The sequence below is a fragment of the Novosphingobium sp. KACC 22771 genome (genome assembly GCF_028736195.1).
In the GTDB taxonomy this organism is placed as follows: Bacteria; Pseudomonadota; Alphaproteobacteria; order Sphingomonadales; family Sphingomonadaceae; genus Novosphingobium.
This window is the reverse complement of the sequence record NZ_CP117882.1, coordinates 673,814-689,174: the sequence shown is the minus strand read 5'-3', so window position 1 is coordinate 689,174 and position 15,361 is coordinate 673,814. Positions and strand designations below refer to the sequence as shown.

The 15,361-nt window shown below is 59.8% G+C and carries 18 protein-coding genes; 7 read left to right on the top strand and 11 right to left on the bottom strand.

What is annotated here, in order from left to right:
* Positions 1-48: 48 nt before the first annotated feature.
* From PQ467_RS19915 to PQ467_RS19905, 3 genes are read right to left on the bottom strand one after another with little or no spacing between them, the layout of a single operon-like run.
* On the bottom strand, positions 49-1,137 hold the full coding sequence (locus tag PQ467_RS19915) for a FecR family protein (protein WP_274176223.1): 1,089 nt from the start codon (positions 1,135-1,137) through the stop codon (positions 49-51).
* On the bottom strand, positions 1,134-1,871 hold the full coding sequence (locus PQ467_RS19910) for an RNA polymerase sigma factor (protein WP_274176222.1): 738 nt from the start codon (positions 1,869-1,871) through the stop codon (positions 1,134-1,136). The genes PQ467_RS19915 and PQ467_RS19910 overlap by 4 nt, the downstream gene beginning before the upstream one ends.
* Before the next feature lie 38 nt (positions 1,872-1,909).
* A complete protein-coding gene (locus PQ467_RS19905; protein ID WP_274176221.1) occupies positions 1,910-2,062 on the bottom strand; it encodes a hypothetical protein in 153 nt (50 codons plus the stop codon).
* Between the two features lie 222 nt (positions 2,063-2,284).
* Here PQ467_RS19905 and PQ467_RS19900 point away from each other — a divergent pair, with 222 nt between their 5' ends.
* Both PQ467_RS19900 and PQ467_RS19895 read left to right on the top strand, forming a co-directional pair.
* Positions 2,285-3,055 carry a hypothetical protein gene (locus tag PQ467_RS19900; RefSeq protein ID WP_274176220.1) on the top strand — a complete coding sequence of 257 codons (771 nt, stop codon included), beginning with the start codon at positions 2,285-2,287 and terminating at the stop codon, positions 3,053-3,055.
* Positions 3,056-3,127: 72 nt separating this feature from the next.
* Positions 3,128-4,561: a DUF6880 family protein gene (locus PQ467_RS19895; RefSeq protein WP_274176219.1), complete on the top strand. Its 1,434-nt coding sequence runs from the start codon at positions 3,128-3,130 to the stop codon at positions 4,559-4,561.
* Positions 4,562-4,690: 129 nt separating this feature from the next.
* Here PQ467_RS19895 and PQ467_RS19890 read toward each other — a convergent pair whose 3' ends face one another.
* From PQ467_RS19890 to PQ467_RS19855, 8 genes are all read right to left on the bottom strand, one after another.
* On the bottom strand, positions 4,691-5,008 hold the full coding sequence (locus tag PQ467_RS19890; RefSeq protein ID WP_274176218.1) for a helix-turn-helix domain-containing protein: 318 nt from the start codon (positions 5,006-5,008) through the stop codon (positions 4,691-4,693).
* On the bottom strand, positions 4,992-5,393 hold the full coding sequence (locus tag PQ467_RS19885; RefSeq protein ID WP_274176217.1) for a type II toxin-antitoxin system RelE/ParE family toxin: 402 nt from the start codon (positions 5,391-5,393) through the stop codon (positions 4,992-4,994). Before PQ467_RS19885 ends, PQ467_RS19890 begins: the two co-directional genes overlap by 17 nt.
* A 224-nt stretch (positions 5,394-5,617) precedes the next feature.
* Positions 5,618-6,538, bottom strand: coding sequence for a nucleotidyltransferase domain-containing protein (locus tag PQ467_RS19880; protein WP_274176216.1), 921 nt, complete (start codon positions 6,536-6,538; stop codon positions 5,618-5,620).
* A gap of 42 nt (positions 6,539-6,580) precedes the next feature.
* Complete coding sequence (locus PQ467_RS19875) at positions 6,581-6,982, bottom strand: type II toxin-antitoxin system VapC family toxin (RefSeq protein ID WP_274176215.1); 402 nt, start codon at positions 6,980-6,982, stop codon at positions 6,581-6,583.
* Positions 6,975-7,715: an AbrB/MazE/SpoVT family DNA-binding domain-containing protein gene (locus tag PQ467_RS19870; protein WP_274176214.1), complete on the bottom strand. Its 741-nt coding sequence runs from the start codon at positions 7,713-7,715 to the stop codon at positions 6,975-6,977. Before PQ467_RS19870 ends, PQ467_RS19875 begins: the two co-directional genes overlap by 8 nt.
* An 82-nt stretch (positions 7,716-7,797) precedes the next feature.
* On the bottom strand, positions 7,798-8,238 hold the full coding sequence (locus tag PQ467_RS19865) for a hypothetical protein (protein ID WP_274176213.1): 441 nt from the start codon (positions 8,236-8,238) through the stop codon (positions 7,798-7,800).
* A gap of 53 nt (positions 8,239-8,291) precedes the next feature.
* Positions 8,292-8,636 carry a hypothetical protein gene (locus PQ467_RS19860; protein ID WP_274176212.1) on the bottom strand — a complete coding sequence of 115 codons (345 nt, stop codon included), beginning with the start codon at positions 8,634-8,636 and terminating at the stop codon, positions 8,292-8,294.
* A gap of 63 nt (positions 8,637-8,699) precedes the next feature.
* Positions 8,700-9,275 (bottom strand): helix-turn-helix domain-containing protein, encoded by a 576-nt coding sequence (locus PQ467_RS19855; RefSeq protein ID WP_274176211.1) that lies wholly within the window; start codon positions 9,273-9,275, stop codon positions 8,700-8,702.
* A gap of 240 nt (positions 9,276-9,515) precedes the next feature.
* On the opposite strand from PQ467_RS19855, the gene PQ467_RS19850 reads away from it, so the two are divergent.
* The 5 genes from PQ467_RS19850 (at position 9,516) to PQ467_RS19830 (ending at position 15,110) form a co-directional block, all read left to right on the top strand.
* Positions 9,516-10,037: a sigma factor-like helix-turn-helix DNA-binding protein gene (locus tag PQ467_RS19850; RefSeq protein ID WP_274176210.1), complete on the top strand. Its 522-nt coding sequence runs from the start codon at positions 9,516-9,518 to the stop codon at positions 10,035-10,037.
* Between the two features lie 21 nt (positions 10,038-10,058).
* Positions 10,059-11,012 (top strand): DUF7146 domain-containing protein, encoded by a 954-nt coding sequence (locus tag PQ467_RS19845; RefSeq protein ID WP_274176209.1) that lies wholly within the window; start codon positions 10,059-10,061, stop codon positions 11,010-11,012.
* A gap of 3 nt (positions 11,013-11,015) precedes the next feature.
* Positions 11,016-13,103, top strand: coding sequence for a ParB/RepB/Spo0J family partition protein (locus PQ467_RS19840; RefSeq protein WP_274176208.1), 2,088 nt, complete (start codon positions 11,016-11,018; stop codon positions 13,101-13,103).
* A 364-nt stretch (positions 13,104-13,467) separates the two neighbouring features.
* On the top strand, positions 13,468-14,172 hold the full coding sequence (locus tag PQ467_RS19835) for a hypothetical protein (RefSeq protein WP_274176207.1): 705 nt from the start codon (positions 13,468-13,470) through the stop codon (positions 14,170-14,172).
* Positions 14,173-14,294: 122 nt separating this feature from the next.
* Positions 14,295-15,110 (top strand): N-6 DNA methylase, encoded by an 816-nt coding sequence (locus PQ467_RS19830; RefSeq protein ID WP_274176206.1) that lies wholly within the window; start codon positions 14,295-14,297, stop codon positions 15,108-15,110.
* Positions 15,111-15,361: the final 251 nt, after the last annotated feature.

Below are 15,361 nucleotides of genomic sequence, written 5' to 3'. Positions count from 1 at the left end.
TGCTCTGAAGTTCGGCGTTCATGGGGAGCGACAAGCCGCGGGGCCTATTTATGAGGGCGGCTGACAAATATTTTGCCGGCCTGGCTGGCAGGGTCGGGCAAGGGACAGAGCGCGGGGCGAGGATGTCAGCGTCAGGCCGAGAAGACCGGCAAGATTTTGCGCAAGATGGCCTGTATCGGTCACGCGAAAGGTGCCCGAGATCCGGATTTCACTTACCTCGTCAGACGCGGCAACAAGCGGCAGCGTGGCATATCGATTGGCATCGGCAATCAGATCGCCCAGCCGGACATTCTCATAGTCTCGCAGACCATCGGGCCACTGGGCGTCGCTGTTTTCCGCATTCGATGCCTGTGTCCATTGCAGCTTGCCGTCTTCCCGGAAAGCGATGTGCTGACCGGGCGACAGACGGATCGGAGCATGAGCCGATTGACCTGTGGCGCCGGGCATATTGACATCGACGGCCCCGCGGAGGAGGCGCACTTCGATCCGGCTGCCATCGGCCACGGCCACATCGAAAATCGTGCCGCGTGCTGTCACTGTACCGGAACCTGCCGACACCACGAAGGGCCGCGCCTCGTGAGCGACCTCAAAACGCGCGTGCCCACGAATGAGCTCCAGGTCTCGCTGTTGGCTTCCCAAAGAAACCAGCAGCAGGCTCCCGGTATCGAGTGTGACCGTTGAGCCATCGGCCAGCTTGAAGGAGCGGATTTCGCCAAGGGCTGTCGCCAGTTTCAGGCTTTGGATGCCTTGATGAGGCGCTGCGGCGATCTGCGGCGAAAGGAGGCGCTGGTCCGCATGGAAGCCTGCCTTCCAGTAGAATGCTCCCATGGCGGCCAGTGTGATCAGACTGACCAGACCGGCGCCGGTAAACGCGAAGCGCATCCCCCGAAGGTCTTTAATTTCGGATTTCGGCAGGTCTGCCTGCTCTGTATGGCGGCCTTCGCTCAGAAATTTGCCGAGGCTGAAGGTCTCTGCGATGCGGTTATAGGCCCGCCGATGCGTGGCATCCTGCGCCAGCCAGGCCTCGAATTCCTGACGGCGGCTGTCGGCTTCCGGTCCGCGCATCAGCGTGAACCAGTCGGCCGCCTCGTCTCGGAGCTGGCTGTGGGGGCGCGGAGTTTCAGCGTGTTCCATCATTCCTGTTCCAGCGCGGCATCAATATGGGCAAGCGCGCGTGCAACATGATATTGCACGGTCGGGATCGAAAGGCCCAGCCTTTCTCCGATCTCCCGGTAGGTCAGCTCTTCGATGCGGTGCAGCAGAAATGCCTGTCTGGTCTTGTCAGGCAGTTCGCTCAAGGCCTGACGATAGATCCGCATCATCTCGGCCAGTTCGAGGCGATCGGCCTGATCGGGCGGTATCGCATGTTCGTACCCGTCATCGAAAGACAGATGGAAACGTGCGCGCCTTGTTTCCATCTGTCTGAAGCGATTGAACAGCAGATTGCGGGCGATGCGCTGCAAATAGGCGGCAGGTCGCAGCGGCACATCTTTCGCCATGGCGCCCACAAGTCTTGCAAAGGCCTCCTGCACGAGATCGCCGACCTCATCCCCGCTGCGCAGGCGCGCACGAAAAAAGCGTCGAAGTCGAGGAGCTTCGACCGCATAGAGCTGGCTGAGGTCGGCGATCCCTGCGTCCTGCCCATCCTGCGAGGCCGGTTCATTCACCCACTGCGCCCGGTCGGGGCGTTCGGTATAGAAAGACATGAAACCACGGTTCCTCACGGCACAGCAGAGAGTTCTCCGGAAGCAACCGGAGATCATCTTGGGTGAGGTGGGCCGTGTCGTCGCCTGATCGGACGACCAGCGCCCGACCCGCAGGTCGAGCTTCGATATACCTGACAGGATAATCCTGCGGGCGGCTGCCAGCATTCCAGCCCGCGCCCGGCAATATGCGGCCACGAAGGGACTCAATCAAGTCTTTGGTATTGCATGACGCTTAATACGTACATGATCTTGGGCCAACGCCATGATACGTGACCAATGGTATGGCCGGGACCTGTGCCGATTAACTGGATGGTGCCTTTCATGAAGCCGAGCACCGGCTGAACGATCATCGACATTACCTGATGCTCATCGCCGAATGACTAAAGCGCAGCATCCGAGATACGGCGCTTGCGAATCGCCGGGGCTCGAAATATTCTGGTTCGGCCTTCTCACTGGCATGCAGCCCGCCGCCGCGAAGTCGTTGACGACAGTGAACGTGCAGATTGATCCTTTCGGGGTTTTCCAATGGTCCCGGAGGTGTTTGGCGGGCAACACTTCCACAGGCCTGGAGAACAGCCGTGGTTACATCGTCCATTGTCCCGACCACCGTTGCCGGCATCAAGAGACTCGCGAAGTCCTATGTCCGGCGTCTGCGCATACCCCATCATGAGGCCCTCGATCTGGCGGCCGGGGATGCCGGCTTTGCTTCCTATGCGCTCGCTTTGCGTGTCCTCCTTCGCCCTGCCAACAACAATGAAGCCGAGGCACCGCCCAGACGTCGCGCCCGCAAAACTCTGCTCACCATGGCAAGAGAAGCCTTCGAGGCGGGCGATTATCCGATGGCCAACGTTCTTGCCCGCCGGGTCCAGAAGAACAATTCGCGCGAACTTGCCGCTTACGCGATCATTGCCCGCACCGAGACGGACGATTTTGAACGCCGCTGGACCCTGATCAAGGGCGAGCGCGCTGCCCAAAAATTGATGACCCCGGTCCCGATTTCCAAGCCCGGATTTATGACCCCGCAGAATTTCCGTCATTTTGCAGAAATCCGCAGTCTGCTGGCCCGTGAGTACTGGCGCGCAGGCCCGCATCGGAACCTGCATCTGGCGATCGATCTGTGCAAGGAAGTGCTGTGGCGCGACGCTGAGGACCCGAATGGCCTGCGCTTTGACTTTTATGCATGGTGCATGGAGCTGAAGGGGCATACTGCCGTGGCCGGCATGCTGGAACTTCGGGGCCCCAATGACCTGCCTTGGGCGCAGTTGCAGGAGATCATCTCGCTCATGCAGGCCCGCGGTGATCAGGCGACTGCCGCCCGTTTGATCGCTCTTGCCGCTGAGGCTGGTTGAAAGCCGGAGAGCCATCGAGACCAAAGACGATCATAGGCTTGACCCTGCGGGTTGGCTTGGCAAAGACACATCATGGCTTCCGACAAAACCCTCAATGCCAAAAATCTTGCTGCACTCGGCGCTGACCGACTTGCCGAGCTTCTGTTGGAAATGGCGGAAGGCGATGCGGCGGCCAAGCGCCGGCTGCGCCTAGAGCTGGCAAGCCGCAGTGGCGGCACTGAAGTCGCTTCGGAAATCCGCAAGCGATTGACGACAATCGGCAAGTCTAAGTCCTTTGTCGACTGGCAGAAGGTGCGCGACCTGGCGGCGGATCTCGACATGCAGCGAGATGTTATTCTCCGGCATGTCGCGCCATCCCACCCGGCCGAGGCCTTTGATCTGCTCTGGCGGCTGCTGGACCTAGCACCCTCTGTCTATGAGCGCTGCGACGACAGCAATGGAACTGTCGGCTGTGTCTTTGCAGAAACGCTCCATGATCTGGGAGGGATCGCGGTGCAGGCAAGGCCTGAGGCCAAGGCATTGGTTGAGCGCACCTTCAATGCGGTCAACACCAATGACTATGGGCAATTCGATGGCGTGATCGGCCTTATGGCGCAGGCGCTTGGACCTGACGGGCTGACGATGCTCAAGGCCCAGTTCGAAGAAATAGCGACCGCGCTTCCTGCCAAACCCAAGGCCGATGAGCGCAAGGTGATCGCCATCAGCACGCGCGGCCCAGTCATGCGCGATGATTTTGAAGCGCAGTACCAGGCAAGCCGGGTGAAATCCGCCCTAACCGACATTGCCGATGCGCTTGGCGATGTGGATGGTTATGCGGCGCGATTCTCGGCAGAAGAACGAGCTAATCCTTCTATCGCGGCCAACATTGCAGAACGCCTGCTCAGCGCGCAGCGACCCGCCGATGCCATGGCGGCCCTCAACCTTGCCGAGACGAATTATCACAGCGGTCGACATTGGCCCGACTGGCAGCGGGTGCGGATCGACGTGCTTGATGCCCTGGGACAATCGGGTGAGGCCCAGACTGCGCGATGGGCTATTTTCGAGCGCGATCTGAATGCCGATTACCTGCGCGCCCATCTCAAGCGTCTGCCGGATTTCGATGACGAAGAAGCCGAAGGCAGGGCGCTGGCCCATGTCCGCCGGCATTCCGATTTTCATCGGGCGCTGGGCTTTCTGATGGACTGGCCCGCGCATAGTCTGGCGGCAGACCTTGTTCTGGCGCGCCAAGAGGAACTCAACGGCGACCACTACTGGCTGCTGACCCCGGCGGCCGAAGCGCTGGAACAGCATAGCCCTCTGGCGGCCACGCTGATGCTGCGCTCGATGATCGACCTCTCGCTCGATCACGCCAAATACAAGCGCTACGGCCATGCCGGCCGGCACCTTCAGACTTGCAGCTATCTCGCCAAACGGATCGAGGATTTTGGAGAACACCCCGATCACGATGCCTATGTTGCCGGCCTCAGGGCGCGCCATGGGCGCAAGAGCGGGTTTTGGAACGCATAAGGAGGTTGAGCATTTAACCGCGGTCAGGATGGTCTGGCTTGCGCTACATCGTGCCGTGTCTGCCTCGGAAGCGGAGGCGCGCAGCCGATAGCTTTGGATCGCTACATCGCGCGCCCTGTGATGGCACCTTTAGGCGACCGCATCGAGTCCCTTGCGCTGAATGATTGACAGCAGCCGCAAGGCCGGTCCTCCCGGGCGCTTCTTGCCACGTTCCCACTCGGAAACCAGGTTCCTCGATACGTTGAGATAGCGCGCAAAAACCGGCTGCGACACATGCTGTGCTTCGCGGATCGCCTTGATCTCCTCGGGCTGAAGCTGGGTTGCCGGGGCAAGGCAGCTTTCATCGAACTGGCGCAGCGTCTGCTTGTCGATGCTGCCCGCCTCGTGGAGCCCTTCCATCATCTCATGGACGGCGGCCAGCGCTTCGCTTTTATAGGTCCTGGGCATCGTCAATCACCTCGAACAATCTGCCTGCTGCCACTTCGATATCGATCTGGGCCTGCGAGAGCGCCAGAATGATTTTGGCGGCCTCTTTGTAGGTCCGCAATTCCATCGCGTTGAGATTGGCCTTGGTGCTTTTGGCGAAGCCAAAGGCAAACACAGCTCTTCCCTCGTGGCGAAAGAAAACCAGTGTGCGATAGCCACCGGATTTTCCACCACCTTCGCGCGCGACCCGTTGCTTGATGAGGCCGCCGCCCAGATCGGCATCGATCAGGCCGCGATTGGCCTGGTCGATTGCTGCCACCAGCGTTGCCTCACTGATCCCTTCGCGGCTTGCAAACTTGGCGAACCAGCGGTTTTTGTAGATGCGGGTCTGCGGTTTGTCGGTCATGGATCAAGCCTTATCTATCACACAATGTATGATACTTCAACACCACCTGCCTGTCGCCGACCGCGGCAGAGCAGGGGTGTCGCATCTGGCTATGCGAGAATGAGCAACGCCCAGGGACATGGCCTTTGCATGCACGGGGGACGACGAATATCCTGATCAAGTAGGAGCAGAAGGCTCATTCCACCCGATGCAAACATGCAAAAGAGGCTGGTCAGTTCACATCCTTACAATTCAGCGGCCTGCTTGAGCTTTGCGATATGAGCGGCGCAGATCTCCTGCACTTTTTGCCCAAGCACCTGAATGCGCTCCCGGAGCCAATTCAGTTCCTCGGGGGAAATGTCGAAATGCTTTGAGTGCTGGGCCTTCCTGTAGGCTTCCTTGAGTTTTTGATACATCGCGCGTTGGGCATGGGTGCCACGAGGCCATGCGTCGAACAGGCTTCTGTCCAATCCTTCGGCAATTCCACGCAAGAACACAATATTGGGGTTACGAGGCGCATAGAAGGTGAGCGTCAACATCGCGCATTTATACAGATTCTCGGTAGCCTGATGAAGAAGGAAGGCCGCATTACCGAAATAGCCCTTGTTCTGATAAAACTCAGCGCCTTCGTACCACCGCATTGCCCCAGAAAACTTGTCTTCAAAATAGTCCTTCGCGGCAAGATAAGCCTGCTCCGGTGTCTTGGGCTTGGGCTCTGCCAGCAGTCTATCATCGGACTGGTAGAGGATTACCCCATCCTTGGCGATTTCCATGAACAGCAGCCTGCCGTGAGATAGGCCATCATTCACCTGCTGGAGCGAATGGACAATGAAATTGATGGGTGTGCGGATGACCTTCTCAACGTGATAGGCATCGAACAGCCGCTGTTCGGTCTCTTCCCAATAGTCCGCGCGATCCGTCAATTCCTTCTGGTTGACGATGACCAGAATGTCATAATCGGAGGTATATTGGTTCGCGTCGAAGGGGGCATCGACCCAATCGCCCCGCGCGTAGGAACCGAACAGAATGACCTTGAGTATCCGGGCCGCTTTACGCCGCCCGGTCGCCTCTTGCGTGGCTTCGCGAAAGCCCTGAAACAGGATCTCGACGACGCGGTCGAGTTCGCGCTGCTTGACTGCCGGAAGATGATTGAGGTCGGTACGCATCAATTCACTCTCAATTCCTGCTTTCCCGGGTGATCTTGCCGCTCACCGCACCACTTCGACCGCGACACCAATGTCGAGACCTCTCCAGATCTGATCAGCCGTGATCGCGACAGCCTGACGCGAGCGGGCCAGAGCCAGACAAGAGCGATCGCCTAATGACAGGCCCGCGCTGCGGATCAAAGGCTGGATTTCTCCCCCAATATCAGCCTGCTGCCGATCAACGGCAATGATGTCGATATCCAGCTCTGCCAGCATGGCTTTGGCTTCAACTGCTTCGACACCACGATCTGTCAGCTTGGCCAGCACCTCATGATAATTTACAGCCGATACCAGAGCACGGGTCAATCGTGCTTCCACAAGATCGGCCCCAGGCTCATCGAACAATAAGCACAGCAAGGCCGAAGCATCGAGGACATAAATTGGAGAGGTGCTGCCGTCAGTCACGCGCCGCCTCGACCCGTCGCTCGGCGATCAGTTCCTCCGAGACCAGGCCATCCTTCGGGGCGAACGCCCGCAGCCTTTCCTGAACCCGCCTGAGTGCGGACTTTGCCGGGCGGATGCGCACCTCATCCCCTTCCAGTTCGAAGAGTACGGTATCGCCATTTTGCAGACCGAGCGCGCGGCGCATTTCTGCCGGCAAGGCGATGCGGCCGCCTGCGATCACTTTACCTCGTGCGATGTTCATGCCCATCGTTCCAGATCGAGTACTGATTGGCATATGGTACCATGATGGCAGGCTTGGTAGCAAGTTGGCATCAGCGCCCATGCTTTGCCGGATGGTGGCGGCGAAGTCGACGCTGAGGGTAGCCATTGTATCGATAATACGGTCTAGCGCGGACCGGCTGTCCCATGTGAGCTGCAGGTCGGTTCGGCGCTGGTCCTGAGGATTGGGCCGGCGAATAAGCGCTCCAAGCGCCGCCAGTCTGGCCGAACGGCGGTGGGGCTTCGACACGATTTCATCGGTCGACAGACAGGCCTGGTAGAGTGTCTTTCCCTCGATTTCTGCAAGATAGACCTCGAAGAGGAGCGCAACATAGTGCCGGGCGGAAAGCTGTGGCCCCAGACTTTCCAGAATGATCTTTTCCACCCGCAGGAATGCCCGGCAAACCAATGCGCGCGACTGGGCAGGCCATTGGCCGGCGGACTGGACCTCATTCGCGTTCGGCATCATTGTCATGATGACACTCCACCTTTGTCGATCTCGGATATCCAGGGGCAGGGAGTCACTGGCCGCTCTATCGTGGATGAGACGATCCTGATCAGCCCTTCCAGGATGCATCATTGCCTCGTTGTGCCAGTCTCTCCCGATGGCGCCATGTCGCGACGATCAGGATAATCTGGGCGACCCAACTCCACATGGCAGTGGCGTTCAGGTAGGCTCGCCAGGTAGCGAGAGGAGCAAGGATCACACCGACATGAACGAGCACTTCCGAGCCCAGCAGGCCTGCGACCCAAATGGGCCAGAAGCGCGTGCTGCGAATGGCAAGCCACAGAAAAATAGCCAATAGAACAATATCTATGACCAGAATGCCGGACTCAAGCTGGCGAAAGCGTCCTCCCGGTGGATTGGCCGCAAGCACACTCGCCCATGCCCCACCGAACAGAGTGGCCGCCCCGATTTGCTCAGGCCGGCCGCCCCGTATGGCTGCGTAAAGACTGCTGACCGTCAGCAGAATGAAGAATGCGACATGTCTCGTCATATCGATCCTGATCTAATCGTGAGATCCTTGGCATGGCATCCTGCCAGGTCGTGTCACACCACCCGCAGATGATGTGCTGCATCGGGCGGATCGACCTTGCTCGGTTTGACGAGATCACCATAGCTCAATTCGCGCAGGCCGATTTCATCGCTCACCTGTTTGAGATTGGCATGGGTTGCGACGATCTTCTCGCGGGTTTCGGCCACGAGCATCATGGCAGATGCGGAACTCTGGATAGCTTCCTGTCCGACTATCGCGGATATTCGCGCATCGAGGCGGGCAAGCGGCAAGGCTGCATTGAGTTCCGCGATACGGGCAAGGGCGATGTCGAGGGCTGTTTCTGCAGCAAAGAGCCGCTTGGCTACCGTTTGGGCAATGGCTTGGCGTTGAGCACGCATGGTTTCTCCTCCCCGTTCCCGATAAAGGAACGGACTGTGTTGGATGATGATGGAAGGGCTGCCTTATGGGCGAAGCAGACTGCTCAGCCCGGAAAGCAGCGATACAGCGGAACCGACCGTAACAATGATACCGGCGGTCACTGCGGCGATGACGATAAGCGTCCTACTGGCAGTCAGGTCATTGGATGTTCTCCTGCCCAGACGGAGCGGCACCAGATCGAGTACTGTCGGCCTTGCGCTACCAACGGGATGGGCTTCCCCTTGTTGGGCGGGCATGGCTTCGAGTATGATCGGGCCGTCCGTGTCATTCGAGACGGGATCAGGAAATGCCAGATCTGCCGGATTGGGAAGGTCCAGAAAATGGGCGCCCATTGACGGCCCCCCTGCGGAAAGGGTGGTTTGCGCCTCCCATTCGGCAAACACCCGCCCAGCTTCGCCCCGATTTGGTACCCCCAATAGCCGACAGGCTGCCAGGACATGCTTATAGACGCGGCTCTCCGAAATGCCGAGCATGCCGGCAATTTCCTTGGTGAGATATCCCTTGGCGACCAGGCGCAGACAGTCTCGCTGACGCGTTGTCAGTTGCTCCAGTCGATCCCTGTTGCTTTCAACGAACAGCTGAATGCGGTCGTGTTGCATCATGTCCTCCTAACTCGGAGATCAGACCGCTGGAGGTGACGACAGCACTTGGCGAAGTCATTTTCCCAAGCCTCACGGGGCGGACCCAGGGCGATCATGACATAAATTCAATCAATTGTATGTGCTGCATTACAGCAATTTGACACCGTTAGGCAATTCCCGGATCGAGCCGCCGCTCGCTTCGGGCAGCGTGATTTCGCGCATCGCGGCGGCATGAAGGGGAGAGGGGGGAAGGCCGCGATGGATATGGCGATGGAGTTCCAGACGATGGCCACCCCAAAAATACTTGCTCTCTTGCGCAATATTGCCACCGCCATGTTGGCTGCAGAAGATAGATTATCCGGTGGCTGGGCCCAGGCAGGGTCAAAGCTGCGACTGCGAATTGTAACCGTTCTGTGCACCCTCAAGCGCGAGCCCCGTCCGGCGATCACGGTGGCACGAGGCAAGATGCCGCAAACATTGCCATTGCGGATCGATGCTGACGAATGCATCGGCGAAGAGGTGGCAAACGCGGTCTGGGGCAGCGGCTGGAAACGGGGCGAGTCGCAGGAAATTGATCTGCATCTTGCCGCAAAGCTCGAACGTTTTCGGCAGGTAGTTGCTGGCCTTCCTGACCTCAGACGGGAGATATTCCTCGCGCATTCTCGTGATGCGGTGCCCTACGATGCCATTGCGGATCGTATCGGGATTTCTCCTGGCGATGTCCAACGCGAGTTCGCCGCAGCCTTGATCGCCGTCGATGCCGTCATGGATACAGGTTGAGGTTGGATCGAGAGACGTAAAATGTCCGATCGGCTTTCTCTGCTCGAAGCGCAGGGCGCGCAGCTGGTCAAGGAACTGGGCGGTCTCTGGCGGAATGGGCAGGGCCTTTGTCTATGTCCGGCGCACGACGACCATAATCCAAGCCTTTCGATCCGCGTCGGTGAACGGGCCTTGCTCTTCAAATGCTTTGCGGGCTGTGACAGACGAGATGTGATCAGGGCCATCCGTCATCGGCACCGTGACGTGCTGAAGGGTACCATTGGCACAGCTTCTGCCCCCAGTGTACGATCGGGCGGGCTTCCGTCGCCTCTCTCGTCCTTGCCACTCATTCGACGCCTATGGGGCCGCGCGCAGCCACTGGCGGGGACACGAGCCGAAGCCTATCTAAGCCGTCGCGGGTTGTACTTTTGCCCAGATGCCTTGCGCTTCCTGTGGGCGACACCGCTCGGTCCCTGCAAGGCGGTAGTCTTCCGCCCGGCCATGCTCGCAGCCGTCCGTGAGGGCACAGATCTGGTGGCGATCCAGCGCACGTTCTTCGCAGCCAATCGCCCGATCCGCGCCCGCGACCTGGGCAACCCGCGCCGCATGCTGGGGCGACCGCAGGCGGGCGCGGTGGAACTTGCACCCGTAAGTGACGTGCTTGGACTGGCCGAAGGAACCGAGACGGCCATGTCGGCAATGGTCCTGCTCGGCATACCGGTCTGGGCCACGCTGGGAGCTGAGCGGTTTCACCGCATCGCCATTCCAGCCGGTGTCTCGCGGCTGATCCTGCTTCCCGACAATGACCGTGCCGGGCGCGCCGGGCTGACAAAGGCACTGGCGGTCTATCGATCTGCGGGGCGGAGCATCGAGGTCATCTTGCCACCCGCAGGTTGCAAGGACTGGAACGATGCCCTGCGAATGGGAGAGAAGGGGGGCGGGAGGATTGGCGACGGGCAGCCCGAATGGACGGGTTGCTCCGCCAGGAGACCATGACCCATGTCCCAGCTTCCCATTCTCGTTCCGGCGGCCAACCTTGAAAAATCGCCTGCCAATGTCCGCAAGAGCAGCGACCCTGAGGCCGATGCACGGCTTGCCGCCAATATTGCCGAGCGCGGCGTGCTTCAGAACCTTGTCGGTGTACCCATCACTCGCAAGAAGGGGTATTATCGCATCACCGCCGGTGGGCGCCGGCTCGATGCGGTCCATCGCCTGATTGCGGCGGGAATCTTTCCTGCCGATTATGCCCTGCCCCTGCTGGTGCTTCAGGATCCCAAAGACGCGGTCGAGGTCAGTCTTTCGGAAAACTTCTTTCGTCTGGCGATGAACCCGGCCGAAGCCTGCCGGGCGTTCCGCGATGTCATCGAGGTCGAAGGCAAATCGCCTGCCGATGTCGCGAAGCGTTTTGGCGTGACCGAACGGTTTGTGCAGGGGCGCCTGCGCCTTGCTGGGCTGGCCGAGCCGGTGTTTGATGCGCTTGAAGGCAATGAGATCACGCTCGATGTCGCCAAGGCCTATGCCTCGACGGCGGATACGGCGCGTCAGGCGGCGGTTTTTGAACTGCTGCGCCACAGCTATTCGCGCGACAATGTGGGGGAAATCCGGCGCCAGCTCGCCTCCTACAGCTACCGTGCCGGCGATCCCAAGGCCTTGCTGGTCGGGCGCGATGCCTATGTCGCCGCCGGCGGAAGGATCGAGGAGGATCTCTTCTCCGATGCGGGCAGCGAACGCTGGCTCGACACGCAGATCCTCGATGAACTGGCCGAGAGCAGGCTGGCCGAGGCAGCCGAAGCTATCCGGCAGCGCGAGGGTTTTGGTGAGATCCGCACGGTCGCTGCCACGCATGTTCCTTATAACCAGACCTGGGGCCTGCGGCAGTTGCACGGCGACCTGCCTGACCTGAGCGAGGAGCAGCAGGCGCGCAAGGATGAGATCGAGATCGAACTGGCCGAATGGAGCGCCGCGCTCGACACCGGCGAATTCGAGCCCGGTGACGAGGATGAGGCACATATCGAGGCGCTTGCGGCAGAACTCGCCGGTTTCACCGAGCCGGTGCCTGTGATCGAGGCCGGTGTGAAAGCCACGGCGCTGGCCTATGTCATTCTCGACGAGGATGGCACGCCGCGTATCCATGAACAGCTCTACGCGATGCCTGCGCCCGAACCGGAACTTGAAGCTAGGGCGGACAGCGAAGGTGACGGGTGTGATTGTGACGATGCAATGCCGAGCCATGGTGAAGAGGCAGGTGCCGACAGGCCCGTGCTGAGCCAGCGGCTGCTCGAACGCCTTGCCATGATGAAGGTCGAATTGCTGGCCCTGCATGTGGCGAGCGATCCTGCCTTCGCGCTTGATCTGGCGGGCTTTATCCTCGCCGATGCTTCGGTCATGACCTATGGTCATCATGTGCCGAGCGAATTGCGCGGGCCTGAGCCGATGCGGCTGGTGACGGATTTTATCAGCGACATGCCTGCGGCGCGCGAATGGGCGAAACTCCAGGACGGTCTCGACCGCAGCTGGCAGGGACACGGTTCGGTGGTCGAACGTTTTGATGACTTTTGCGCCCTGCCTGAGGAGGCACGCGCGGCATGGCTCGGCTGGGCTGTGGCGCGTACATTGCGGGCTGTTCCCCACGGTCGCGGCGAGGCGGGTTTCCTCGACCATCTTGGTGTCCGTCTCGATATCGATGTGGCAAGCTGGTGGCGGCCGACGGCTGCGGCCTATTTCGACAAGATCAACAAGCCTGCGATCCTCGATCTCTTCGAGGAAATCGGCGGGGCCGACCTGCGCGCACGCTATGCCGGATCGAAAAAACACGATCTGGCAGCGGCAGCCGAGCGCCTGTTCTCCGGAGATATGCTGGTTGAGGCCGAGGTCAAGGAACGGGCACTGGCATGGCTGCCTGAGGCGATGCGCTTTGAGCGCCGGGAGACAGCCGGGGCGGGGCCGATCATGGCTGACGGCGAGGGCTATGGTGCGGAGCAGTTGGAGGTCGTAGACAGCGAACCTGCGGAAGCCGATATTGGCGTCTACATCGACGGGCAGGGCACGGACGTGGAAGGCGGGGACCCGCTTGCCGATGCGGCTTGAGGCACTGGCAGCATAATCCTGGCCCGATGAGGCTTGTGCTGGTGCATCGGGGCCGAGCAGGCGCTCCGTTTCCGATGCGCCAGACCATCCAGTCTGACGCTTTCTGCTTCGCGTCCTCCCGCTTGAGGCCATGGGCAAATATCGTCGCTCGATAGCTATTACTGTTGGAGGCATCGTGCCGATGGAAGCTGGCCAGGCTGAATCGATCAGGACGCTCGAGAAAGAAGATCTGCCTTAGAGCGCTTCTCTCGGCGTCGAGGGATGAGTCGCAGACCGGAGGAAGAGGAGAGGGGCTGGCAGGGGGCCGAAACGAAGGGGACATCCCGGGCGACAGGCATAATCCATCCCCGCGAAAGGCTCTGTCATGGCCACTACCGTTCAACCCGAAATCCCGCCCCATTTGCTCTACAGTCAGACTCCCTACGATGAACGGGGCAATTTCGACTATCGCGGCGACCTATTTTGCCCAGACGACGATCTTCCCGTCCTGTGCCGGCGTATCGCTCAGCATATGGCCGGGACATTTCCCGATATGAGCATAGCCTTACGTTCCTCCCGCTTCTCGGGCGGTCGCAAGGTCACCGTCGAAATTCTCGACTCTCCGGAAGATCTGACCGGCCGCGATGCGCAAGACGCGTTTATCGTCCGGTTGCGCGATCAGATCGAGCGCTTTGGTTACACCCGCACCAATCCCCTGCAGGACTATTGGAACTGCTCGTTTTACGCTGAAGTCGTGATCGCCCGGGCCTATTGGGCCGCGCTTGCCGCGCGCCGTGGGCCTGCCAATCCGGTCGAGAAGATCCTCCCGCTGGCCAGTTTTAAAAAGCGCCTGAAAGCGGGTGATAGTCTGAAACTGCTACATTCTTCCTACCATCACCGGGCGCTGGGGCAGGCGCGCAAGGTCGTCGAGGTGCGCTCGAAGGACTTCGTGTTCGAGGGGCGCAGCTTTTGCGATTTCCCGCGTGCGGCCAATTTTGCCTGCGATGGCAGGTTGGTCCGCATTGCCATTGGTGATGAACACGACCCCGATGCCCATCTGCTCTATGAGTGGCACCCTCATGCATGCTGATGGCTGGTTCGTTGCCGATGGCACGGATCAAGGGCGTCATCCCCAAACACTGACGATACCGGTCATGCATGCTCTCCGGGTGATGCCCGCTGCTGTCCTCCTGAAATCCATTGGAGATGCCTATGGGCAATCCCCATCTGTCAGCGATGCGCAAGCTCTTCGAGGGCTGCCAGTATCGCTACGATACCTGGACCTTATTCGGCGATTGCATGGAAATGATGGCCATCGCATTGTCCAATGCGGTCGACTGGCGCCAGCGCGAGCCTCGCGAAAAACGCTATCTCGAAATCGCGGGCCGCTATGACCGGCCGACGCTCGATATCTTTGCCCGCGTTCTGGGCGAACTGGTCGACGCGCTGGAATACGAGCGCTGCGACATTCTGGGTGCATTGTTCCATGACCTTGAACTGCACAACAAGGCACGCGGCCAGTGTTTTACGCCCTATCCGATCTGCAAATTCATGGCGGGGACGACGCTGCGCGAGGAGGAGGTGCTGCGAAGCCATATCGAGGCGCACGGATTTCTGACAGTCTGCGAACCTGCTTGCGGATCGGGTGCCATGGTCATTGCGCTGGCCGACACGATGCTTGAGCGTAACATCAACTATCAGTCTCATCTTCACGCAACTGCTATCGATGTCGATCCCCGCGCGATCCATATGGCTTATTGCCAGCTGACGCTGCTTCATATTCCGGCCCGGCTTGTTGTCGGTAATTCTTTGTCCCGAGAGGTGCGCGAGAACTGGTTTACGCCAGCGCATATTATCGGTGGCTGGAATGCGCGCCTTGCGGCAGCGCGCGATGGTCAGGGCGGGGTGGGGGATGTCGATCCGGCCCCAAGCTTGACACATCAGCCACGGGCCGCGCCCCGTACATCAAATGGGGATAGTACGTCATTGCCGATGTGCGCTGGCCCGCAGCAACTCAATTTGTTTTGATTTGGGTGCCACCTCGCTGACTTTGAATGTTGGATGCACAATGTGTATCTTGAAAATCGAATTCACATAGAAAAGCGACGCCCATGCCACGGGCAACTGCTTCCCCATCCACTCCGCTTCAGGCGGTCATCCGCGGCATGATTGTCCACGCAATCAACGAGGAGGCAAAGCGGTTCTATCTTCGATGCGGTTTTCTCCAATCGCCCACAAGCGACATGACGCTGATGATTTCGCTCGCTGAGCTAAAGACG

What these genes read in the sequence shown, in the direction of transcription:
- PQ467_RS19915 (WP_274176223.1), bottom strand. Translation starts at nt 1,137, where the DNA reads ATGATGGAACACGCTGAAACTCCGCGCCCCCACAGCCAGCTCCGAGAC.
- PQ467_RS19910 (WP_274176222.1), bottom strand. Translation starts at nt 1,871, where the DNA reads ATGCTGGCAGCCGCCCGCAGGATTATCCTGTCAGGTATATCGAAGCTC.
- PQ467_RS19905 (WP_274176221.1), bottom strand. Translation starts at nt 2,062, where the DNA reads ATGTCGATGATCGTTCAGCCGGTGCTCGGCTTCATGAAAGGCACCATC.
- PQ467_RS19895 (WP_274176219.1), top strand. Translation starts at nt 3,128, where the DNA reads ATGGCTTCCGACAAAACCCTCAATGCCAAAAATCTTGCTGCACTCGGC.
- PQ467_RS19890 (WP_274176218.1), bottom strand. Translation starts at nt 5,008, where the DNA reads ATGCCCAGGACCTATAAAAGCGAAGCGCTGGCCGCCGTCCATGAGATG.
- PQ467_RS19885 (WP_274176217.1), bottom strand. Translation starts at nt 5,393, where the DNA reads ATGACCGACAAACCGCAGACCCGCATCTACAAAAACCGCTGGTTCGCC.
- PQ467_RS19880 (WP_274176216.1), bottom strand. Translation starts at nt 6,538, where the DNA reads ATGCGTACCGACCTCAATCATCTTCCGGCAGTCAAGCAGCGCGAACTC.
- PQ467_RS19870 (WP_274176214.1), bottom strand. Translation starts at nt 7,715, where the DNA reads ATGACAATGATGCCGAACGCGAATGAGGTCCAGTCCGCCGGCCAATGG.
- PQ467_RS19865 (WP_274176213.1), bottom strand. Translation starts at nt 8,238, where the DNA reads ATGACGAGACATGTCGCATTCTTCATTCTGCTGACGGTCAGCAGTCTT.
- PQ467_RS19860 (WP_274176212.1), bottom strand. Translation starts at nt 8,636, where the DNA reads ATGCGTGCTCAACGCCAAGCCATTGCCCAAACGGTAGCCAAGCGGCTC.
- PQ467_RS19855 (WP_274176211.1), bottom strand. Translation starts at nt 9,275, where the DNA reads ATGCAACACGACCGCATTCAGCTGTTCGTTGAAAGCAACAGGGATCGA.
- PQ467_RS19850 (WP_274176210.1), top strand. Translation starts at nt 9,516, where the DNA reads ATGGATATGGCGATGGAGTTCCAGACGATGGCCACCCCAAAAATACTT.
- PQ467_RS19845 (WP_274176209.1), top strand. Translation starts at nt 10,059, where the DNA reads ATGTCCGATCGGCTTTCTCTGCTCGAAGCGCAGGGCGCGCAGCTGGTC.
- PQ467_RS19840 (WP_274176208.1), top strand. Translation starts at nt 11,016, where the DNA reads ATGTCCCAGCTTCCCATTCTCGTTCCGGCGGCCAACCTTGAAAAATCG.
- PQ467_RS19835 (WP_274176207.1), top strand. Translation starts at nt 13,468, where the DNA reads ATGGCCACTACCGTTCAACCCGAAATCCCGCCCCATTTGCTCTACAGT.
- PQ467_RS19830 (WP_274176206.1), top strand. Translation starts at nt 14,295, where the DNA reads ATGGGCAATCCCCATCTGTCAGCGATGCGCAAGCTCTTCGAGGGCTGC.